This is a genomic window from Citrobacter sp. Cb004, assembly GCF_030337065.1.
Lineage (GTDB): Bacteria > Pseudomonadota > Gammaproteobacteria > Enterobacterales > Enterobacteriaceae > Citrobacter > Citrobacter braakii.
The window spans coordinates 1-20,620 of the sequence record NZ_JAOWCH010000052.1 but is presented as its reverse complement, the minus strand read 5'-3'; the positions used below and the strand labels follow the sequence as shown (position 1 = coordinate 20,620).

20 protein-coding genes, 1 rRNA gene and 1 other annotated feature are annotated in these 20,620 nt (G+C 51.2%); of the genes, 11 read left to right on the top strand and 10 right to left on the bottom strand.

Annotated elements, in window-relative coordinates; translation table 11 throughout:
- Positions 1-48 precede the first annotated feature (48 nt).
- Together OGV65_RS09580 and OGV65_RS09575 are read right to left on the bottom strand one after the other, a co-directional pair.
- On the bottom strand, positions 49-1,338 hold the full coding sequence (locus OGV65_RS09580) for an HlyC/CorC family transporter (RefSeq protein ID WP_008324538.1): 1,290 nt from the start codon (positions 1,336-1,338) through the stop codon (positions 49-51).
- An 18-nt stretch (positions 1,339-1,356) separates the two neighbouring features.
- Positions 1,357-2,148: a cytochrome C assembly family protein gene (locus tag OGV65_RS09575; protein WP_003031224.1), complete on the bottom strand. Its 792-nt coding sequence runs from the start codon at positions 2,146-2,148 to the stop codon at positions 1,357-1,359.
- A gap of 165 nt (positions 2,149-2,313) precedes the next feature.
- Between OGV65_RS09575 and ffh the strand changes: the two genes are divergently transcribed.
- The 5 genes from ffh (at position 2,314) to rplS (ending at position 5,945) form a co-directional block, all read left to right on the top strand.
- The gene (gene ffh / locus OGV65_RS09570; RefSeq protein WP_003031226.1) at positions 2,314-3,675 is read left to right on the top strand and encodes a signal recognition particle protein; all 1,362 of its coding nucleotides are present in this window, start codon (positions 2,314-2,316) and stop codon (positions 3,673-3,675) included.
- A gap of 253 nt (positions 3,676-3,928) precedes the next feature.
- Positions 3,929-4,177 (top strand): 30S ribosomal protein S16, encoded by a 249-nt coding sequence (gene rpsP / locus OGV65_RS09565; RefSeq protein ID WP_003031228.1) that lies wholly within the window; start codon positions 3,929-3,931, stop codon positions 4,175-4,177.
- Between the two features lie 18 nt (positions 4,178-4,195).
- Positions 4,196-4,744, top strand: a complete 549-nt coding sequence (gene rimM / locus OGV65_RS09560; protein ID WP_003031230.1) for a ribosome maturation factor RimM — start codon at positions 4,196-4,198, stop codon at positions 4,742-4,744.
- A 44-nt stretch (positions 4,745-4,788) separates the two neighbouring features.
- Positions 4,789-5,526: a tRNA (guanosine(37)-N1)-methyltransferase TrmD gene (gene trmD, locus OGV65_RS09555; RefSeq protein WP_286454889.1), complete on the top strand. Its 738-nt coding sequence runs from the start codon at positions 4,789-4,791 to the stop codon at positions 5,524-5,526.
- Positions 5,527-5,597: 71 nt separating this feature from the next.
- Positions 5,598-5,945 (top strand): 50S ribosomal protein L19, encoded by a 348-nt coding sequence (gene rplS / locus OGV65_RS09550; RefSeq protein ID WP_002914145.1) that lies wholly within the window; start codon positions 5,598-5,600, stop codon positions 5,943-5,945.
- Between the two features lie 127 nt (positions 5,946-6,072).
- Here rplS and OGV65_RS09545 read toward each other — a convergent pair whose 3' ends face one another.
- The 4 genes from OGV65_RS09545 to OGV65_RS09530 form a co-directional block, all read right to left on the bottom strand.
- Entirely contained in the window at positions 6,073-6,555 is a 483-nt protein-coding gene (locus OGV65_RS09545; protein ID WP_016154071.1) for an OmpA family protein, read from the bottom strand.
- Positions 6,556-6,565: 10 nt separating this feature from the next.
- Complete coding sequence (gene dgcN / locus OGV65_RS09540) at positions 6,566-7,792, bottom strand: diguanylate cyclase DgcN/YfiN (RefSeq protein ID WP_141875541.1); 1,227 nt, start codon at positions 7,790-7,792, stop codon at positions 6,566-6,568.
- Positions 7,785-8,303, bottom strand: a complete 519-nt coding sequence (yfiR, locus tag OGV65_RS09535; RefSeq protein WP_016157185.1) for a regulatory sequestration protein YfiR — start codon at positions 8,301-8,303, stop codon at positions 7,785-7,787. The genes dgcN and yfiR overlap by 8 nt, the downstream gene beginning before the upstream one ends.
- Positions 8,304-8,461: 158 nt before the next feature.
- Positions 8,462-8,836: a DUF2799 domain-containing protein gene (locus tag OGV65_RS09530; protein ID WP_016154068.1), complete on the bottom strand. Its 375-nt coding sequence runs from the start codon at positions 8,834-8,836 to the stop codon at positions 8,462-8,464.
- 215 nt (positions 8,837-9,051) lie between these two features.
- Between OGV65_RS09530 and aroF the strand changes: the two genes are divergently transcribed.
- Entirely contained in the window at positions 9,052-10,122 is a 1,071-nt protein-coding gene (aroF, locus tag OGV65_RS09525; protein ID WP_016154067.1) for a 3-deoxy-7-phosphoheptulonate synthase AroF, read from the top strand.
- 10 nt (positions 10,123-10,132) lie between these two features.
- The gene (tyrA, locus tag OGV65_RS09520) at positions 10,133-11,254 is read left to right on the top strand and encodes a bifunctional chorismate mutase/prephenate dehydrogenase (RefSeq protein ID WP_016154066.1); all 1,122 of its coding nucleotides are present in this window, start codon (positions 10,133-10,135) and stop codon (positions 11,252-11,254) included.
- 99 nt (positions 11,255-11,353) lie between these two features.
- Here tyrA and pheA read toward each other — a convergent pair whose 3' ends face one another.
- From pheA to bamD, 4 genes are all read right to left on the bottom strand, one after another.
- The gene (gene pheA, locus OGV65_RS09515) at positions 11,354-12,514 is read right to left on the bottom strand and encodes a bifunctional chorismate mutase/prephenate dehydratase (RefSeq protein WP_016154065.1); all 1,161 of its coding nucleotides are present in this window, start codon (positions 12,512-12,514) and stop codon (positions 11,354-11,356) included.
- A 22-nt stretch (positions 12,515-12,536) separates the two neighbouring features.
- Positions 12,537-12,662, bottom strand: a sequence feature (Phe leader region).
- Positions 12,614-12,661: a pheA operon leader peptide PheL gene (gene pheL / locus OGV65_RS09510; protein ID WP_100250063.1), complete on the bottom strand. Its 48-nt coding sequence runs from the start codon at positions 12,659-12,661 to the stop codon at positions 12,614-12,616. Its footprint overlaps the feature before it by 48 nt.
- A gap of 102 nt (positions 12,663-12,764) precedes the next feature.
- The gene (gene raiA / locus OGV65_RS09505; RefSeq protein WP_003031244.1) at positions 12,765-13,103 is read right to left on the bottom strand and encodes a ribosome-associated translation inhibitor RaiA; all 339 of its coding nucleotides are present in this window, start codon (positions 13,101-13,103) and stop codon (positions 12,765-12,767) included.
- Between the two features lie 268 nt (positions 13,104-13,371).
- A complete protein-coding gene (bamD, locus tag OGV65_RS09500) occupies positions 13,372-14,109 on the bottom strand; it encodes an outer membrane protein assembly factor BamD (protein WP_016154064.1) in 738 nt (245 codons plus the stop codon).
- Positions 14,110-14,240: 131 nt separating this feature from the next.
- On the opposite strand from bamD, the gene rluD reads away from it, so the two are divergent.
- The 4 genes from rluD (at position 14,241) to OGV65_RS09480 (ending at position 20,610) form a co-directional block, all read left to right on the top strand.
- Positions 14,241-15,221, top strand: coding sequence for a 23S rRNA pseudouridine(1911/1915/1917) synthase RluD (rluD, locus tag OGV65_RS09495; protein ID WP_016154063.1), 981 nt, complete (start codon positions 14,241-14,243; stop codon positions 15,219-15,221).
- The gene (gene yfiH / locus OGV65_RS09490; RefSeq protein ID WP_016154062.1) at positions 15,218-15,949 is read left to right on the top strand and encodes a purine nucleoside phosphorylase YfiH; all 732 of its coding nucleotides are present in this window, start codon (positions 15,218-15,220) and stop codon (positions 15,947-15,949) included. The genes rluD and yfiH overlap by 4 nt, the downstream gene beginning before the upstream one ends.
- Before the next feature lie 129 nt (positions 15,950-16,078).
- Positions 16,079-18,652 (top strand): ATP-dependent chaperone ClpB, encoded by a 2,574-nt coding sequence (gene clpB / locus OGV65_RS09485; protein ID WP_047499529.1) that lies wholly within the window; start codon positions 16,079-16,081, stop codon positions 18,650-18,652.
- A 416-nt stretch (positions 18,653-19,068) separates the two neighbouring features.
- Positions 19,069-20,610: ribosomal RNA gene (locus tag OGV65_RS09480) — 16S ribosomal RNA — on the top strand.
- Positions 20,611-20,620: the final 10 nt, after the last annotated feature.

The following is a 20,620-nucleotide window of genomic DNA, read 5'->3' as shown; positions in this document are numbered from 1 at the left end:
AGCCTTCAGGCCGGGTAATGCTCACGCGCTACCCGGCCTGAATTATTCTCACTGGTCCGACACGCTTTCCCGTAGCGGTTTGACCGGCAATACCTGCACCTGTTTAATCATATTGTCCTGCACGTCGAGAATATCGATATCGTACTGTCCAATACGCACACGCGTGCCAGCAACCGGGATCTCTTCCAGTGCTTCAAGAATAATACCATTCACGGTACGTGCATCATCTTCCGGCAGGTGCCAGTTAAACGCCTTATTGATTTCACGAACGTTGGCGCTGCCGTCAATGATCACCGAGCCATCATTCTGCGGCGTTACCTCTTCGGCAAGCGTGGGTGACATTGAGGTGGTGAAGTCGCCGACAATCTCTTCCAGAATATCTTCGACCGTGACCAGCCCCTGAATATCGCCATATTCATTAACAACCAGACCCACTTTCTTCTTGTTTCGCTGAAACTTAATGAGCTGGGTGCTGAGAGGCGTACCTTCCGGGACGTAATAAATTTCGTCGGCGGCACGTAACATGGTCTCTTTGGTGAACTCTTTTTTCTCTGCCATCAATCGCCAGGCTTCACGTACGCGCAGCATACTGATGGCGTCGTCCAGCGAGTCGCGGTACAGCACAATACGGCCGTGTGGAGAGTGCGAAAGCTGACGCACGATTGACTTCCAGTCATCGTTAATATCAATGCCGATGATTTCGTTACGCGGGATCATGATGTCATCGACGCTGACTTTTTCCAGATCCAGCACTGACAGCAGCATATCCTGGTTACGGCGTGAGATTTGCGAGCGCGATTCATTCACCAGCGTTCGCAGTTCATCTTTACTCAGCGAACCGCTCACCACGATATCCGTTTTGATGCCCATCATGCGCATAAGTAGCCGCGTGATGGTGTTGAGTAGCCACACCAACGGCATCATCAGAATCTGCAGTGGAGCCAGCAGTACACTGCTCGGATAGGCGACTTTTTCCGGATACAGCGCGGCAATAGTCTTGGGCAGTACTTCGGCAAAAACCAGCACGACAAACGTCAGTACCCCAGTGGCAATGGCGACACCCGCATCGCCATACAGGCGCATACCGACAATGGTGCCGAGCGCGGAGGCCAGAATATTCACCAGATTATTACCGATGAGCACCAGGCTTATCAGGCGGTCCGGCTTACGAAGTAGCTTTTCAACGCGTTTTGCCTGACGATTTCCCTGCTTGGCCCGATGACGTAGACGATAGCGATTCAGGGTCATCATTCCGGTTTCAGAACCGGAAAAATAGGCGGAAATGACCACCATGATGAGAAGCGTGACAATGAGCGTGGTGGTGGAGATGTGTTCCACGTAGGGTTCCTTAAAGATTTAACTCACGAACTGCTGCAGGATACGACTGCCGAAATAGGCCAGCGTTAGAATGCCTGCGCCTGCGACGTTAAACCATACGACGCGACGTCCGCGCCAGCCTTCATGGTAATGCCCCCACAACAGAACGATATAGACAAACCATGCCACGATAGAGAGAACGGCTTTATCAATGTTCTCGGTACTGAACAGGTTATGCATGTAAAACAGGCCAGTGCACAGGGTGAGCGTCAGCAGAACCACGCCAATTTGGGTGATATGAAACATTTTCCGCTCAATACTCATTAGCGGCGGCATCTCATTGCTGAAGGCCAGTTTTTTGTTTTTCAACTGGTAGTCGATCCATGCCAGTTGCAGCGCATACAGTGCGGCGATAATCAGCGTGGCGTAAGCGAATAGCGATAGCCCGATGTGAATCATCATGCCCGGTGTAGCTTCGAGATGGGTGATGAACTCGTTCGGCATAAACGTGGCGAAGGCCAGGTTGATTAGCGCAAAGGCGTAGACAATGGGCAGCAATAGCCAGCCACGATTGCGGGAAGCGACGATGGTCATTACCGTACAGATCATCAGGCTAACCAGTGAGCCGACGTTCAACAGACTCAGGTTTTGTCCGCTTTCACCGCCGGGCAGAATTCGCGCTTCCAGGGCGATAGCATGACTTACCAGCGCGACGACCGCAGAGAGAATAGCCATACGCCGCCAGCCGCTGTTTTTTTGCAGCAGAGCGGGAATAATCAGCGCGAGGCTGACTGAGTAGGCGACAAGGGCGAGCAGAGCAAAAACGGGCATATAGGTGTCGACAGTTGGCCAGTGATAAAGAAAAGCAGTATAGCGTTACGTGACCGCTGCTCCAACCGTTGCATAACAACAAAGGCGGCTTCATGTTATACTGCGACAAATTTCTGTTGATGTGTCGCTGTCGCGACCGACCGTTTCCACCCCAGGCGAGAGACAATGTTTGATAATTTAACCGATCGTTTGTCGCGCACGCTGCGCAATATCAGTGGCCGTGGACGCCTTACTGAAGACAACGTTAAAGAGACGCTGCGCGAAGTGCGCATGGCGCTGCTGGAGGCTGACGTAGCGCTGCCGGTAGTGCGTGAGTTTATCAATCGCGTAAAAGAGAAAGCGGTTGGTCATGAAGTTAACAAAAGCCTGACGCCGGGTCAGGAGTTCGTCAAGATTGTCCGTAACGAACTGGTTGCGGCAATGGGCGAAGAAAACCAGACCCTGAATCTGGCTGCACAGCCGCCAGCCGTTGTGCTGATGGCTGGTCTGCAGGGGGCGGGTAAAACGACCAGCGTCGGTAAGCTGGGGAAATTCCTGCGTGAGAAGCACAAGAAGAAAGTGCTGGTGGTCTCCGCGGACGTTTATCGCCCGGCGGCGATAAAACAGCTGGAAACGCTGGCCGAGCAGGTCGGTGTGGACTTCTTCCCGTCGGATGTCGGCCAGAAGCCGGTCGATATCGTTAACGCCGCGCTGAAAGAAGCCAAACTCAAATTCTACGACGTGCTGCTGGTGGATACCGCCGGTCGCCTGCACGTTGATGAAGCGATGATGGACGAAATCAAACAGGTCCACGCTTCTATCAAGCCGGTTGAAACGCTGTTTGTGGTCGACGCCATGACCGGTCAGGATGCCGCGAATACCGCAAAAGCCTTCAACGAAGCGCTGCCGTTAACCGGTGTCGTGCTGACCAAAGTTGATGGTGATGCTCGTGGTGGTGCGGCGCTCTCTATTCGTCATATCACCGGCAAGCCGATTAAATTCCTCGGCGTCGGCGAGAAAACCGAAGCGCTGGAGCCGTTCCACCCGGATCGTATTGCTTCGCGTATTCTCGGCATGGGTGACGTGCTGTCGCTGATCGAAGATATCGAAAGCAAGGTTGACCGCGCGCAGGCAGAGAAATTAGCCAGCAAGCTGAAAAAAGGCGACGGCTTCGATCTCAACGATTTCCTTGAGCAGCTCAACCAGATGAAAAACATGGGCGGCATGGCAAGCCTGATGGGCAAGCTTCCGGGCATGGGGCAGATCCCAGACAACGTGAAATCGCAGATGGACGATAAAGTGCTGGTGCGTATGGAAGCCATCATCAACTCGATGACGATGAAAGAACGCGCTAAGCCGGAAATCATCAAAGGTTCCCGTAAACGCCGTATTGCTGCCGGCTGCGGTATGCAGGTACAGGACGTAAACCGCCTTCTGAAACAGTTCGACGACATGCAGCGCATGATGAAGAAAATGAAGAAAGGCGGTATGGCGAAGATGATGCGTGGCATGAAGGGTATGATGCCGCCAGGCTTCCCTGGTAGATAAATATATCGGGCTACCTAATTTGCCTTTTTGACGTCGGGGTGGGCTCGAAATGCTCACGTACTGCATGTACGTTCCGCTTTCTGCGCGCACGCCGACGCCAAACTGGCTGCAATGGTAACGCCCTGGTATAAAGCCTCATCACATGTTGATTGCTTTTTTCCCAGAAATCAGTAAAATTTTCGGGCTTTTAATATGACACCCGGGCTCCGTTCCTCGATGGGGCCTGGGTGTTTTATTCACACAAGAGGATGTTATGGTTACTATTCGTTTAGCTCGTCACGGCGCTAAAAAGCGTCCGTTCTACCAGGTTGTTGTTACCGACAGCCGTAATGCACGCAACGGTCGCTTCATCGAGCGCGTTGGCTTCTTTAACCCAATCGCTAGCGAAAAAGAAGAAGGCACTCGCCTGGATCTGGATCGCATCGCTCACTGGGTTGGCCAGGGCGCGACTATTTCTGATCGCGTAGCTACGCTGATCAAAGCAGCAAACAAAGCAGCTTAATCTGTCACGGTGGTCATGATGAGCAAGCAACTCGCCGCGCAGGCTCCTGTGGAACCCATCGTTTTGGGGAAAATGGGGTCTTCTTACGGTATCCGTGGTTGGCTCAGAGTGTTTTCTTCCACTGAAGACGCCGAAAGCATTTTTGACTATCAGCCCTGGTTTATCCAGAAGGCGGGTCAGTGGCAGCAAGTACAGCTGGAAAGCTGGAAGCACCACAATCAGGATCTGATCATCAAGCTGAAAGGCGTTGACGATCGTGATTCGGCGAATCTACTGACTAATTGCGAAATTGTCGTGGATTCCTCGCAGTTGCCAGCGCTGGAAGATGGTTCCTACTACTGGAAAGACCTTATGGGCTGCCAGGTAGTGACCACTGAAGGTTACGATCTCGGTAAAGTCGTCGATATGATGGAAACCGGTTCGAATGACGTCATTGTCATTAAGGCAAACCTGAAAGATGCGTTTGGTATCAAGGAACGTCTTGTACCGTTCCTCGATGGGCAGGTTATCAAGAAAGTCGATCTCGCTACTCGTACTATCGAAGTAGATTGGGATCCTGGTTTTTAAACCACCGGATAAACGGTAAAAGTCGGCGTTATGGGGATTGGCTTGTGTTTATAGGTATCGTTAGCCTGTTTCCAGAAATGTTCCGCGCAATTACCGATTACGGGGTAACTGGCCGGGCAGTAAAAAATGGCCTGCTGAACATCCAGAGCTGGAGTCCTCGTGACTTTACTCATGACCGGCACCGTACCGTGGACGATCGTCCTTACGGCGGCGGACCGGGGATGTTAATGATGGTGCAACCTTTACGGGACGCCATTCATGCAGCAAAAGCTGCGGCTGGTGAAGGCGCAAAGGTGATTTATCTGTCACCTCAGGGACGCAAGCTTGATCAAGCGGGCGTTAGCGAACTGGCCACGAATCAAAAGCTGATTCTGGTGTGTGGTCGCTATGAAGGAATAGATGAGCGCGTGATTCAAACCGAAATTGACGAAGAATGGTCAATCGGCGATTACGTTCTCAGCGGTGGTGAGTTACCGGCAATGACGCTGATCGACTCCGTTTCTCGGTTTATTCCGGGAGTTCTGGGTCATGAAGCTTCGGCAATCGAAGATTCGTTTGCTGATGGGTTGCTGGATTGCCCGCACTATACCCGACCTGAAGTGTTAGAACAGATGGAAGTACCGGCAGTGTTACTGTCGGGGAACCACGCTGAGATACGTCGCTGGCGTTTAAAACAGTCGCTGGGCCGGACCTGGCTTAGAAGACCTGAACTTCTGGAAAACCTGGCTCTGACTGAAGAGCAAGCAAGGTTGCTGGCGGAGTTCAAAACGGAACACGCATAACAGCAGCATAAACATGATGGGCTGGTCTGAGACCCCCAAATATCAGTTTACCCAGGATAAGAGATTAAATTATGAGCAACATTATTAAGCAACTTGAACAAGAGCAGATGAAGCAGGACGTACCTTCCTTCCGTCCGGGTGATACCGTGGAAGTGAAAGTATGGGTTGTTGAAGGTTCCAAAAAACGTCTGCAGGCATTCGAGGGCGTGGTTATCGCTATTCGTAACCGCGGTCTGCACTCTGCATTCACTGTTCGTAAAATTTCCAACGGCGAAGGCGTTGAGCGTGTCTTCCAGACTCACTCTCCGGTAGTTGACAGCATTGCTGTTAAACGTCGTGGTGCTGTTCGTAAAGCTAAACTGTACTACCTGCGTGAGCGCACTGGTAAGTCTGCTCGTATCAAAGAGCGTCTTAACTAAGATTCGCGCAAGCGACATCCTGTTAGAAAAGGGCTGGCCGAAAGGCTGGCCCTTTTTTTATTCCGACCTTATTCTTTTGTTTTATTGCAATTGGATGGCTGCGCGGCGCGCAGCCAGTTGAGGACTTTTACGGCGTAGCGATCACGACTGCAACCCGGCGGTTTTCAGCACGACCTTTTGACGTCTGATTACTGGCGATCGGGTATTTCTTCCCGAGTCCCTGCGTTGTCAGATTAGTGCGGGGAATGTTGGCGCCCTGTGCCCACGCATCGGCAACCACATTCGCGCGTTTGAGCGACAGCGCTTCGTTGTAGCTGTCTTCGCCGTAGTTATCGGTATGACCATCCATACGCGCATGGTTTAACCCGGTAGCTGCCAGTTTGGATGCCATTTCCTGGATCTGCTTTTCACTTTCAGGGCGGAGCTTATAGTCGTTTTTATCAAACAGGATGTTGTCAGACAGACCAAGAGACCAGTCTCCGGAAGCTTCGGTAAATCCGTACGATTTCATGGCTGCAATTTGCTCCGGGGTAAATTTTCCCTGAGGTGCCTGACAGCCTGCCAAAATCAGTAAAAGCAGAAGAAACGGGGATGATAGACGTTTTAGCATGTGTAAGTCCTTATTTTTTAATAATGCGTTCAGAACGCAAATTTTTGGCCTGATACATATTTTTATCGGCAAGTTCTTGTAATTTCTCGGCAGAGGCATGTTCCCACGTCAGCGCAAAACCAATGCTGAGTGTCATGCTTGCCTGATGACCGTTATGCAGGTCAAAAGGTCGGTTAAACTCGTGTGATAGTGCCGCGCAGATCCGCTGAACTTCGTATTCAGAGTGAACGCTGTACAGCACCATAGCGAACTCATCGCCGCCAAGTCTGTAGGGGTGATGTCGATTACCACCAAACTCGGACAGCCTGTTTGCAACTTCAATCAGGACCCGATCCCCCGCTGCGTGGCCCCAGGTATCATTAATAAATTTAAAATTATCACCATCAAGGAATAACAGTGCGGAGCTGCTGTGGGCGGCATGGTCATTCATCAGGGCGTTAATGCTGCTGCGAAATGCGGCGCGATTCGCCAGGCCGGTCAGCGGATCGTGTAGCGCCGTACGCAAAAGCTGGGCGTTCTTTGCCTGCAGTTTAAGTTGCCACTCCTCCATCTCGTCCAGCAGACTATTAAAGTCCTGGGCAAAAAGGTGAAACTCTTCAATGCGCTCTTCTGAAACGCGCCGTGAAAAGTTACGGTTGGTACGAACATCATGTACCACCTCGGTTATATTTTGCAGGGCTTCCACGACGCCATTATGTAAATAACGAGTGAGCATTAATGCAATGCCAGAGGCCAACAGAATGCACCCGGTAAGGACGGCCAGCGACAAATAGATGAAATGGCTGATAACGCTATCGCGCGCAGTCAATCGTACTTCGCCGATGACGTTGCCATTATGCAAAATAGGTTGAGTGACCGGTTGGGGAAACAGCCAGTGGCTGATAAGTCCGCTGATTTTTTCAGTGGTATCCTGCGCGTTATAGCGCCAGGTGGCGATCACCTTCTGGTTTTTATTACGAACTTCTGCAACGGAAAATTGCCCCTGCTGGCCCAGTGCTGCCAGCGTTTCAGTGGCCGCGAAGCCATCAGAAAAAACTAATGCTGCTTCAAGCGTGCGGGTCATAGTTGCTGCGGTCAGATCCAGGTTCTTTTGCGCATACTGTCTCAATGCCAGCACCGAAGAAATGCTGAGCAGCAGCCAGATCAGCGTCATAGTTACCAGAACGCTGATTATGCTGATACGCCGTAATGTCCGCTTAAACGTCGGGCGTGTTATGGGAGAATGGCCCTTATCCATGCTTCTGATTCCGTGCAAGCATTAATACGTCCGGACTGACCCTTACGCCACTGCGTGAAAGGGAATCCATATTTACGGAAAATCTCACATCTTCATCTTTAATTATGAGGCAAAAGGCGCTGCCAATAACGCATTCGGGGTTCTGTTCGGCAATTAATAGCAATGCCTTAGACGGATATTTATTCTTTAATTCCACCTGATAAGTAGGGGATTCTTTTCCAAAATAAAAGCCATCACACTGCGAAACTAATATTTCTTGTTCCGTACGAATGATGACGGGAAGATAGGGTAATGCTCCGGCACTGGTATCTCCCAGGACACTGGAAAAACGCGATGAAGAGAAAATACACAGTTTGGGGGGCCCGGACAGTGCAGGCCAGCGCGTATAACTGACGATGCCGGAAACCATAGCGCGTACAGATTTTGCTTCTTCCGTAACGCTTTGGGCGTACAGCGGTAATCCGGTCAGGAGCAGTGCCAGTAGAAGTATGAGTCGGTAAGAATAGCTCATGAATAGTTACCTACCAGCGTTTGCCGTAAAACGTCGAAATACATTCAAGATTATTTAGGACAAAATAACATTATTTTACTAAGCCGTCATTATGCCAGGTTGAAAGCTATTAGTAATTTAAGTTAAGTCTTAGTGATTTATAAAATATAAGCTATTGTTTAATTTAATCTTATTGAGGCTGCACCTTCATTTGCTCCTTTTTGCCAGGCACTGTGTAACTGGTCAATATTTTCGACCGTATCACAACTTGGGGGAAAGGTTTTCCCGGTCAAACCTCTGGCGTAAACAAAATCCGGCTGGCAGATTTTACGTTGTCCCTCGGCATAACCCTTAAGATATTCCGTACGATCGACTTCGGGGTCATTGTAGTTGTCGGCAAGAGTTTCATTATCTTTAACGGCATACCCCGAAATGGCATCTTGTATTCCGGCGTCGTACCAGGCGGTTCCCGTCCATGTGGGGGCGTGGGTATAAGGATCTATCTGACATCCGCTAAGAAGTAATAGAAATAGGGTGCTGATGAGTTGCTTCATTGCCTGTACTCCCTCGTTTTTTTAAGCATAGTGGATCTCAATATCGGATGGTGTAAATTTTAATGTACACATTGGAGGGCGTGTTTTGTCATTAAATTGCATACTGTAAATTAAAATTTACGGTTTGTGGATTGAAATCTTTACCTGTTGTGTTATCGTTATCACCTCCTCGCTGAGGATCAACTATCGCAAACGAGCTAAACAGGATCACCATCATGCAAAAAGACGCGCTGAACAACGTACATATTACTGACGAACAGGTTCTGATGACTCCGGAACAGCTGAAAGCTGAATTCCCGCTGAGCCAGGCGCAAGAAGCGCAAATCTCCCAGTCACGCAAAACCATTTCAGATATTATCTCTGGTCGCGATCCGCGCCTGCTGGTGGTATGTGGCCCGTGTTCCATTCACGATCCTGAAATGGCTATTGAGTACGCTCGTCGGTTTAAAGCCCTTGCCGCAGAGGTCAGCGATAGCCTCTACCTGGTGATGCGCGTCTATTTTGAAAAACCCCGTACCACCGTCGGCTGGAAAGGGTTAATTAACGATCCTCATATGGATGGCTCTTTTGATGTTGAAGCCGGCCTGAAAATTGCGCGTCAGCTGCTGCTTGAACTGGTGAATATGGGACTACCGCTGGCAACTGAAGCGCTGGATCCCAATAGCCCGCAATACCTGGGCGATCTGTTTAGCTGGTCTGCAATCGGTGCGCGTACCACGGAATCGCAGACTCACCGCGAAATGGCTTCCGGTCTTTCGATGCCGGTCGGCTTTAAGAACGGTACTGACGGTAGCCTGGCGACCGCCATTAACGCGATGCGCGCGGCGGCACAGTCGCACCGCTTTGTTGGTATTAACCAGGCTGGACAGGTTGCACTGCTGCAAACTCAGGGTAACCCGGACGGTCACGTGATCCTGCGCGGTGGTAAAGCGCCGAACTACAGCCCGGCAGATGTCGCCCAGTGCGAAAAAGAGATGGAGCAGGCGGGACTACGACCTTCTCTGATGGTAGATTGCAGTCATGGTAACTCCAATAAAGATTACCGCCGCCAGCCTGCCGTGGCTGAATCCGTGATTGCACAAATCAAAGATGGCAATCGCTCGATCATTGGCTTGATGATTGAAAGTAATATTCACGAAGGTAACCAGTCTTCTGAACAGCCGCGTAGCGAAATGAAATACGGCGTGTCTGTAACTGATGCCTGCATTAGCTGGGAAATGACGGATGCGCTACTGCGTGAAATTAGCCAGGATTTAAACGGCCAGCTGTCGGCGCGTGTAGCATAAGAGGTTGGTTATGGTTGCTGAATTGACCGCATTACGCGATCAAATTGATGAAGTCGACAAGGCGCTGCTGGGTTTACTGGCACGTCGCCTGGAGCTGGTGGCCGAAGTCGGTGAAGTAAAAAGCCGCTTTGGGCTGCCTATCTACGTGCCGGAACGGGAAGCCTCTATGCTGGCCTCCCGCCGGGCGGAAGCGGAAGCCCTTGGCGTGCCGCCGGACCTGATTGAAGATGTGCTGCGCCGGGTTATGCGCGAGTCTTACTCCAGTGAGAACGACAAAGGATTTAAAACGCTTTGTCCTTCTCTGCGACCGGTGGTGATTGTCGGCGGCGGCGGTCAGATGGGACGTCTGTTCGAAAAAATGCTCACCCTGTCAGGTTATCAGGTACGGATCCTGGAACAGCAGGACTGGGATCGTGCGCCGGAGATCGTCTCTGATGCTGGCATGGTGATCGTCAGTGTGCCGATCCACGTCACTGAGCAGGTGATCGCCAAATTACCGCGTCTGCCGTCCGACTGCATCCTGGTGGATCTGGCTTCGGTGAAAAATGGTCCTTTGCAGGCGATGCTGGCGGCGCACGACGGCCCGGTGGTGGGATTACACCCCATGTTTGGCCCGGACAGCGGCAGTCTGGCAAAGCAGGTTGTCGTCTGGTGTGACGGGCGTCAGCCGGAAGCTTATCAGTGGTTTCTGGAACAGATTCAGGTGTGGGGTGCGCGACTGCATCGGATCAGTGCTGTTGAACACGACCAGAACATGGCATTTATTCAGGCATTGCGTCACTTTGCGACCTTTGCTTACGGTCTGCATTTAGCGGAAGAGAATGTTCAACTGGAGCAGTTACTGGCACTCTCTTCGCCGATTTATCGCCTTGAACTGGCGATGGTCGGACGTCTGTTTGCCCAGGATCCGCAGCTCTATGCCGATATCATTATGTCGTCTGAGAGTAACCTTGCGCTGATCAAACGCTACTACCAACGTTTTGGTGAGGCGATCGGTTTACTGGAGCAGGGCGATAAGCAAGCGTTCATCGACAGCTTCCGTAAGGTGGAGCACTGGTTTGGTGATTATGCGAAACGCTTCCAGAACGAAAGCCGTACTTTGTTGCGCCAGGCTAACGATAGTCGCCAATAAATACGATGCTTGATGGCAACGCTGATGCGTTGTATCAGTCATACAAGGATCGGCTAAAGAATGCCGGATAAGCGTAGCGCCATCCGGCATTGTCAAACGTTAGCTTGGATCGACCGGCACCACATTCTCACTTGGATAGCAGCCAAGTACTTTCATCGAGCGCGTAATCTCACCTAACTCCTTCAATGCTTTTTGCATCTGGGGTGATTCCAGGTTGGCCTGGATATCAAGATAAAACATTTCTTCCCACGGATTGCCGTGAATCGGGCGTGACTCCAGTTTAGTCATAATCAGATTATGGTTGCGCAGTACCAGCAGAGCTTCTACCAGCGCACCGGCTTGTTGTCCTGTCGCCATCAGCAACGTGGTTTTTGCTGGCACCTGATCGGAAACATTGATTGCCTTGCGCGCCAGTACCACGAAGCGGGTGATGTTTTGCGTCTGATTAGCTTCGATATGCTCGAGAACCTGCAAACCGTATAGTACGCCTCCGGCTTCGCTCCCCAGAGCCGCCACGCGCGGTGAGTTAGCCTGCGCAACTTTTTCCATCGCCGCCGAGGTGCTTTCGGTGTACTCAATCTTCCAGTGCGGGTAACGACTCAGGAATTTGCTGCACTGCTGGAATGGCTGCGGATGGCTATATACCGTTTCAATGGTCTCGAGATCTGTCGTGCCGGACACCAGTAGGCAGTGGTCAATCGTGATAGTCATCTCGCCAACGATAGACAGGCTGGTGTGCTGTAGCAGGTCGTAAACGTCGTTAATCCCACCGGAACTGGTGTTTTCAATCGGAACCACTGCATAGTCAGCTTGTCCGGTTTCGACCTGATTAAAGATATCGGCAAATTTCGCGCAGCCGCTTTCTATAAATTGTTCAAAATGGCGGGCAGCATACTGACGTGCGGCAAGATGAGAATATGACCCTTTTGGCCCGAGGAAAGCTACGCGTGCTGAGTGCGGGTTAATTTTGTTCAGATGCTGCTGGAGCAGTGCCTGCTGAGTCAGGACGGAGTCTTCGATTATGAGCTGGAACAGGCGAGTGATGTAGTGAGCATCAAGATGATGTGCTTTGCCAAGCTGAATCAGTCGGTCCAACAGATCGCGCTCACGGTCGATATCACGAACTGGACGATGCGAAAGCAGCTTAGCTTTGCCAACTTCTACGGCCAGTCCACGTCGCTCAGCCAGCAGGGCCAGTAATTTTTCATCCAGCGTGCTGATCTTATCGCGCAGCGCCAGCAATGGGTTTTCCGATGTCATAGTGTTGCCTTTCTTGTTATCAATAAAAAAGGCCCCCCGTTGTGGGAGGCCTTATTGTTCGTCTTCGCATTCTTTATCACACGACGAAACGCCTCCCATTCAGGGGAAGGTAAAAAAGAATGCGAAGAAGAACGGGACAAGTTTCATGTAATTTTCCTTTGGCTACGTCAGTAAAGTACCCGTACTGTTTTCACCCTGTCAACAAAAAACGCGCCCGAAGGCGCGTTGGCGATACACTCAATGTAAGGGACTACTCTTCTTCTGCTTCGACGAAGTTGGCGTCTTTGACTGAAGTTGTTGCACGACGGGCTTCGCCTTTGTGCTGCACTTTATTGAGCTGCCGTTCCAGCTTGTTGATCAAATCGTTAATTGCGGTGTACATATCCTCGTGTTTTGCGCTGGCGACCAGATGTCCGTTCGGTGTATTGATGGTGGCATCAGCAATGAAACCCTGCGGCTCCTTAGACAGAATGATATGTGGATTAATCAGATGAGTTTGCCATTTTTCGAGTTTGGCGAGACGGTCTGCGACATGCTGGCGAATTGCCGGAGTAATTTCCATTTGTTTACTGGTAATGTTCATTGTCATAAATTTTACCTCTTGTCTTTCCCGTCTTGGTGATTCCAGCATACCGTTCCTAATGTCAAAATGTGTGATATTAATCACATTTTTTTGTCGCTTTTTGTCAAGAAAACCTTTTTGTGAGGCACCGCAGGAACAAGCGATTTTTTACTTGAGGAATACCTGAAAGCAGGCCATATTTGATGAGATGTGTTGCAGCTAAACCGCTTCAGTTGTGGTGTTTACGGATAAAAAAACGGCAGCCTTTGGGCTGCCGTTTGCATTCTGAGATAAATCAGGTATTGCTGCTGTTGGCGGCAATGATTTTCGCTACTTTTTCTGCCTGCGCATTCATCTGCATCTGGCGATAAGCATTTTCCATCAACGGCAGGGCATTGCGTGTTGCCTGGGTATCCGGGAAGTCGCGCAGCATGCCTTCCACACGGTTTACCACGGCAACCCATGCACCGCGGGCAGTGTAGTATTCCACAACGGAATATTCATACTTCGCCAGACGGTCTTTCAGGAATACCAGACGTTTGGTGGCGTCAGTGGTGTACTGGCTGTTCGGATAGCCACGTACCAGTTTGGAAAAGTCATTAAACGCAGCTCGGGCATGTTGCGGATCGCGATCGCTGCGATCAACACCAAAGAATCCTTGCAGTGCGCTATCATCCAACGCCATATTGGTCAGGCCACGCATATACATGACATAATCAATGTTAGGGTGTGTCGGGTTAAGACGAATAAAACGATCGATGGCAGCCTGAGCAAGTGGCAGATCGGCGTTTTTGTAGTAGGCGTAGATGAGATCTAATTGCACCTGCTGAGAATACGGTCCAAATGGATAACGGTTATCCAACGCTTCTAATTGCGTTATTGCCTGTTTCCAGTTACCGTCCTGCAGCTTTTGCTGAGCAGTCGCGTAGATTTCATTTGGCGGATTATCGGGCACCTCTTCCTTTGAACCAGAGCAACCCGCCAAAAACAGGCTCAACGTGGCTGCTGCCACCAGATATTTCATGCGCGTCATGACGTTTTGACTTTCCTCAAAATGTTTTACGGGAGATTCTCTGTTCCTGCTCCCGGTTAAGACCAGCTACAATAGCACACTATATTAAACGGCAAAGCCGTAAAACCCAACGTTAAACGAAGAAGCAGTTTATGGCACAACGAGTAGAACTCACCGCAACAGTCTCCGAAAATCAGCTCGGTCAACGCTTAGATCAGGCTTTGGCCGAATTGTTCCCTGATTATTCGCGATCGCGCATAAAAGAATGGATCCTTGACCAGCGCGTACTGGTAAATGGCAATCTTTGCGATAAACCGAAAGAAAAAGTGTTGGGTGGAGAGCGCGTCTCCATCACTGCAGAAATTGATGAAGAGGTTCGTTTTGAACCTCAGGATATCCCACTGGATATCGTTTATGAAGATGACGATATTCTTGTCATCAACAAACCCCGTGACCTCGTAGTGCATCCGGGGGCCGGTAATCCTGATGGCACGGTATTGAATGCATTACTGCATTACTACCCGCCAATCGCGGATGTTCCACGTGCTGGTATCGTGCACCGTCTGGATAAAGACACGACCGGATTAATGGTGGTGGCAAAAACCGTTCCGGCGCAAACGCGTCTGGTGGAGTCGCTGCAACTACGTGAAATTACCCGTGAGTACGAAGCCGTGGCGATTGGTCATATGACGGCAGGCGGAACCGTTGAGGAACCGATTAGCCGCCACCCGACCAAGCGTACGCACATGGCGGTACACCCAATGGGGAAACCGGCGGTGACGCACTATCGCATAATGGAACACTTCCGTGTGCACACGCGTCTGCGGCTGCGTCTGGAAACCGGACGTACGCACCAGATCCGCGTGCACATGGCGCATATCACCCATCCGCTGGTGGGCGATCAGGTCTACGGCGGTCGTCCGCGTCCACCGAAAGGCGCTTCTGACGAATTTATCTCCGTTCTGCGTAAGTTCGATCGTCAGGCGCTGCACGCGACTATGCTGCGTTTATATCACCCAATTTCAGGTATCGAAATGGAATGGCACGCACCTATTCCACAAGATATGGTGCAATTGATTGAAGTGATGCGCGCTGATTTCGAAGAACATAAGGATGATATTGCCTGGCTATGAGTAAGCTAATTGTCCCGCAGTGGCCGATACCGCAAGGTGTTGTGGCGTGTAGTTCTACCCGTATTGGCGGTGTTAGCATGCCGCCTTATGATTCGCTGAATCTGGGCGCCCATTGCGGCGACAACCCGGAGCATGTTGAAGAGAACCGCAAGCGGCTGTTTGCTGCGGGCAATCTGCCGTCAAAGCCAGTCTGGCTGGAGCAGGTCCACGGTAAGGATGTCCTGAAACTGACCGGCGAGCCTTACGCCTCCAAACGTGCGGATGCTTCTTACAGCAATACGCCGGGCACCGTGTGTGCAGTGATGACGGCCGACTGTCTGCCGGTGCTGTTTTGCAATCGCGCTGGAACGGAAGTCGCGGCGGCACATGCGGGTTGGCGCGGATTATGCGCCGGCGTGCTGGAAGAGACGGTGGCGTGTTTTGCCGACAAACCTGAAAACATTATTGCCTGGCTAGGCCCGGCGATTGGCCCGAACGCGTTTGAAGTGGGAGCAGAAGTTCGCGCAGCGTTCATGGCGAAAGATCCGCAAGCGGACCTCGCATTTGTACCGCATGGTGATAAATATCTGGCGAATATTTACCAGCTTGCGCGTCAGCGTCTGGCAAATATCGGAGTAGAGAACATCTACGGTGGCGACCGTTGCACCTTCAGCGAAAGTGAGACGTTCTTCTCTTATCGTCGCGACAATACCACGGGTCGTATGGCAAGTTTTATTTGGCTGATATAACCTAAAGAATCAAGACGATCCGGTGCGTGTAATTTTCTTTTCACATAATTCAGGTCATTCACCTTGAATAATTGAGGGATGACCTCATTTAATCTCCAGTAGCAATTTTGACCTGTTATGGGAGGAGTTATGCGTCTGGATCGTCTTACTAATAAATTCCAGCTTGCTCTTGCCGATGCCCAGTCACTCGCATTGGGGCACGACAATCAATTCATCGAACCACTTCATCTAATGAGCGCCTTGCTGAATCAGGAAGGGGGATCGGTACGTCCTTTATTAACGTCTGCTGGCATTAATGCTGGCCAGTTACGTACAGCCATTGACCAGGCGTTGAGCCGGTTGCCGCAGGTAGAAGGTACCGGCGGTGATGTGCAGCCTTCTCAGGATCTGGTGCGTGTACTGAATCTTTGCGACAAGCTGGCGCAAAAACGTGGGGACAACTTTATTTCGTCAGAACTGTTCGTACTGGCGGCGCTTGAGTCACGCGGTACGCTGACCGATTTACTAAAATCAGCAGGTGCGACGACCGCGAATATCACTCAGGCAATTGAACAAATGCGTGGAGGTGAAAGCGTGAATGACCAGGGGGCTGAAGACCAACGTCAGGCCTTGAAAAAATATACCGTCGACCTGACCGAACGTGCCGAGCAGGGCAAACTCGATCCGGTTATCGGGCGTGATGAAGAAATTCGCCGTACCATTCAGGTACTGCAGCGGCGTACTAAAAATAACCCGGTGTTAATCGGCGAACCAGGTGTTGGTAAAACGGCCATCGTTGAAGGGCTGGCCCAACGAATTATCAATGGTGAAGTGCCGGAAGGCTTAAAAGGTCGCCGTGTGCTGGCGCTGGATATGGGCGCGCTGGTGGCTGGGGCCAAATATCGTGGTGAGTTTGAAGAACGCTTAAAAGGCGTGCTGAACGATCTCTCGAAACAGGAAGGCAATGTCATCCTGTTTATTGATGAGTTGCATACCATGGTTGGGGCGGGTAAAGCCGATGGCGCAATGGACGCCGGGAACATGCTGAAACCTGCGCTGGCACGCGGGGAACTGCACTGTGTAGGCGCAACAACGCTTGATGAATATCGCCAGTACATCGAAAAAGATGCGGCACTGGAACGTCGTTTCCAGAAAGTATTTGTAGCCGAACCTTCAGTAGAAGACACCATCGCGATTCTGCGTGGCCTGAAAGAACGTTATGAGCTGCACCACCATGTGCAGATCACTGACCCGGCGATTGTTGCGGCAGCTACGCTGTCTCATCGCTATATTGCCGATCGTCAGTTGCCGGACAAAGCTATCGACCTTATCGATGAGGCGGCATCCAGCATTCGTATGCAGATTGACTCCAAGCCGGAGGAACTCGACAGACTCGACCGCCGGATTATCCAGCTCAAACTGGAACAGCAGGCATTAATGAAAGAGTCTGATGAGGCGAGTAAAAAACGTCTCGAGATGCTCAACGAAGAGCTGGACGATAAAGAGCGCCAGTATTCTGAATTAGAAGAAGAGTGGAAAGCTGAAAAAGCATCCCTTTCGGGAACGCAAACTATCAAGGCTGAGCTGGAGCAGGCGAAAATCGCCATCGAACAGGCGCGTCGTGTCGGCGACCTGGCGCGGATGTCTGAACTGCAGTACGGCAAAATTCCTGAACTGGAAAAACAGCTGGAAGCAGCCACCCAGTCTGAAGGCAAAACCATGCGTCTGCTGCGTAATAAAGTCACGGATGCAGAAATTGCAGAAGTGCTGGCGCGCTGGACCGGGATCCCGGTTGCTCGCATGCTGGAAGGCGAACGGGAAAAACTGTTGCGTATGGAGCAGCAGTTGCACAGCCGCGTGATTGGCCAGAACGAAGCGGTGGAAGCCGTTTCTAACGCCATCCGTCGTAGCCGTGCTGGCTTGTCCGATCCAAATCGCCCGATTGGTTCGTTCTTGTTCCTCGGCCCAACCGGTGTCGGTAAAACTGAACTGTGCAAAGCGCTGGCAAACTTTATGTTCGACAGTGATGATGCCATGGTGCGTATCGATATGTCCGAGTTTATGGAGAAACACTCGGTGTCTCGTCTGGTCGGGGCGCCTCCGGGATATGTCGGCTATGAGGAAGGTGGATATCTGACAGAAGCGGTACGTCGTCGTCCTTACTCTGTCATTCTGCTGGATGAAGTGGAGAAAGCGCACCCGGATGTGTTCAATATTCTGTTGCAGGTGCTTGACGATGGTCGTCTGACTGACGGGCAGGGGAGAACGGTCGACTTCCGTAATACGGTTGTCATCATGACCTCGAACCTGGGGTCCGATCTGATTCAGGAACGCTTCGGTGAGCTGGACTACGGCCACATGAAGGATATGGTCCTGGGCGTCGTGAGCCATAATTTCCGCCCGGAATTCATCAACCGTATAGATGAAGTTGTTGTATTCCATCCGTTGGGTGAGCAGCACATTGCTTCTATTGCACAGATCCAACTGCAACGTCTGTATAAACGTCTGGAAGAGCGTGGCTATGAAATCCATATCTCTGACGAGGCGCTTAAACTGCTGAGTGCGAATGGTTACGATCCGGTGTATGGCGCACGTCCACTCAAACGTGCTATCCAGCAACAGATCGAAAACCCGCTGGCGCAGCAAATTCTGTCTGGTGAGCTGATTCCTGGCAAAACGATTCGGCTGGAAGTGAATGACGATCGCATTGTGGCAGTGCAGTAAGTCACAAAATGACAATAAACGAGCCCTGCGGGGCTCGTTTTTGTTTAAAAACAAAGCGAAAAGCAATGTAACGGTTGAAAAGTAGCCGCTTGATAAGTTTTTTGTATTTTTAACTTGTCAGCCTGAAATAACTCCCTATAATGCGCCTCCACTGACACGGAACAACGGATTACAAACCGCCGGGTCAGCGGAGAAAAGCGAAAATAAACGCTTGACTCTGTAGCGGGATGGCGTAATATGCACACCCCGCGCCGCTGAGAAAAAGCGAAGCGGCACTGCTCTTTAACAATTTATCAGACAATCTGTGTGGGCACTCGAAGATACGGATTCTTAACGTCGCAAGACGAAAAATGAATACCAAGTCTCTGAGTGAACACGTAATTCATTACGAAGTTTAATTCACGAGCATCAAACTTAAATTGAAGAGTTTGATCATGGCTCAGATTGAACGCTGGCGGCAGGCCTAACACATGCAAGTCGAACGGTAGCACAGAGGAGCTTGCTCCTTGGGTGACGAGTGGCGGACGGGTGAGTAATGTCTGGGAAACTGCCCGATGGAGGGGGATAACTACTGGAAACGGTAGCTAATACCGCATAACGTCGCAAGACCAAAGAGGGGGACCTTCGGGCCTCTTGCCATCGGATGTGCCCAGATGGGATTAGCTAGTAGGTGGGGTAACGGCTCACCTAGGCGACGATCCCTAGCTGGTCTGAGAGGATGACCAGCCACACTGGAACTGAGACACGGTCCAGACTCCTACGGGAGGCAGCAGTGGGGAATATTGCACAATGGGCGCAAGCCTGATGCAGCCATGCCGCGTGTATGAAGAAGGCCTTCGGGTTGTAAAGTACTTTCAGCGAGGAGGAAGGTGTTGTGGTTAATAACCACAGCAATTGACGTTACTCGCAGAAGAAGCACCGGCTAACTCCGTGCCAGCAGCCGCGGTAATACGGAGGGTGCAAGCGTTAATCGGAATTACTGGGCGTAAAGCGCACGCAGGCGGTCTGTCAAGTCGGATGTGAAATCCCCGGGCTCAACCTGGGAACTGCATCCGAAACTGGCAGGCTAGAGTCTTGTAGAGGGGGGTAGAATTCCAGGTGTAGCGGTGAAATGCGTAGAGATCTGGAGGAATACCGGTGGCGAAGGCGGCCCCCTGGACAAAGACTGACGCTCAGGTGCGAAAGCGTGGGGAGCAAACAGGATTAGATACCCTGGTAGTCCACGCCGTAAACGATGTCGACTTGGAGGTTGTGCCCTTGAGGCGTGGCTTCCGGAGCTAACGCGTTAAGTCGACCGCCTGGGGAGTACGGCCGCAAGGTTAAAACTCAAATGAATTGACGGGGGCCCGCACAAGCGGTGGAGCATGTGGTTTAATTCGATGCAACGCGAAGAACCTTACCTACTCTTGACATCCAGAGAAGTTTGCAGAGATGCGAACGTGCCTTCGGGAACTCTGAGACAGGTGCTGCATGGCTGTCGTCAGCTCGTGTTGTGAAATGTTGGGTTAAGTCCCGCAACGAGCGCAACCCTTATCCTTTGTTGCCAGCGGTTCGGCCGGGAACTCAAAGGAGACTGCCAGTGATAAACTGGAGGAAGGTGGGGATGACGTCAAGTCATCATGGCCCTTACGAGTAGGGCTACACACGTGCTACAATGGCATATACAAAGAGAAGCGACCTCGCGAGAGCAAGCGGACCTCATAAAGTATGTCGTAGTCCGGATTGGAGTCTGCAACTCGACTCCATGAAGTCGGAATCGCTAGTAATCGTGGATCAGAATGCCACGGTGAATACGTTCCCGGGCCTTGTACACACCGCCCGTCACACCATGGGAGTGGGTTGCAAAAGAAGTAGGTAGCTTAACCTTCGGGAGGGCGCTTACCACTTTGTGATTCATGACTGGGGTGAAGTCGTAACAAGGTAACCGTAGGGGAACCTGCGGTTGGATCACCTCCTTACCTTAAAGAA

Coding starts and splice junctions, on each gene's coding strand:
- yfiH (WP_016154062.1), top strand. CDS start 15,218: ATGAGTAAGCTAATTGTCCCGCAGTGGCCGATACCGCAAGGTGTTGTG.
- OGV65_RS09575 (WP_003031224.1), bottom strand. CDS start 2,148: ATGCCCGTTTTTGCTCTGCTCGCCCTTGTCGCCTACTCAGTCAGCCTC.
- dgcN (WP_141875541.1), bottom strand. CDS start 7,792: ATGGATAAGGGCCATTCTCCCATAACACGCCCGACGTTTAAGCGGACA.
- yfiR (WP_016157185.1), bottom strand. CDS start 8,303: ATGAGCTATTCTTACCGACTCATACTTCTACTGGCACTGCTCCTGACC.
- OGV65_RS09545 (WP_016154071.1), bottom strand. CDS start 6,555: ATGCTAAAACGTCTATCATCCCCGTTTCTTCTGCTTTTACTGATTTTG.
- raiA (WP_003031244.1), bottom strand. CDS start 13,103: ATGACAATGAACATTACCAGTAAACAAATGGAAATTACTCCGGCAATT.
- OGV65_RS09530 (WP_016154068.1), bottom strand. CDS start 8,836: ATGAAGCAACTCATCAGCACCCTATTTCTATTACTTCTTAGCGGATGT.
- rplS (WP_002914145.1), top strand. CDS start 5,598: ATGAGCAACATTATTAAGCAACTTGAACAAGAGCAGATGAAGCAGGAC.
- rluD (WP_016154063.1), top strand. CDS start 14,241: ATGGCACAACGAGTAGAACTCACCGCAACAGTCTCCGAAAATCAGCTC.
- bamD (WP_016154064.1), bottom strand. CDS start 14,109: ATGACGCGCATGAAATATCTGGTGGCAGCAGCCACGTTGAGCCTGTTT.
- clpB (WP_047499529.1), top strand. CDS start 16,079: ATGCGTCTGGATCGTCTTACTAATAAATTCCAGCTTGCTCTTGCCGAT.
- pheA (WP_016154065.1), bottom strand. CDS start 12,514: ATGACATCGGAAAACCCATTGCTGGCGCTGCGCGATAAGATCAGCACG.
- rimM (WP_003031230.1), top strand. CDS start 4,196: ATGAGCAAGCAACTCGCCGCGCAGGCTCCTGTGGAACCCATCGTTTTG.
- tyrA (WP_016154066.1), top strand. CDS start 10,133: ATGGTTGCTGAATTGACCGCATTACGCGATCAAATTGATGAAGTCGAC.
- aroF (WP_016154067.1), top strand. CDS start 9,052: ATGCAAAAAGACGCGCTGAACAACGTACATATTACTGACGAACAGGTT.
- rpsP (WP_003031228.1), top strand. CDS start 3,929: ATGGTTACTATTCGTTTAGCTCGTCACGGCGCTAAAAAGCGTCCGTTC.
- ffh (WP_003031226.1), top strand. CDS start 2,314: ATGTTTGATAATTTAACCGATCGTTTGTCGCGCACGCTGCGCAATATC.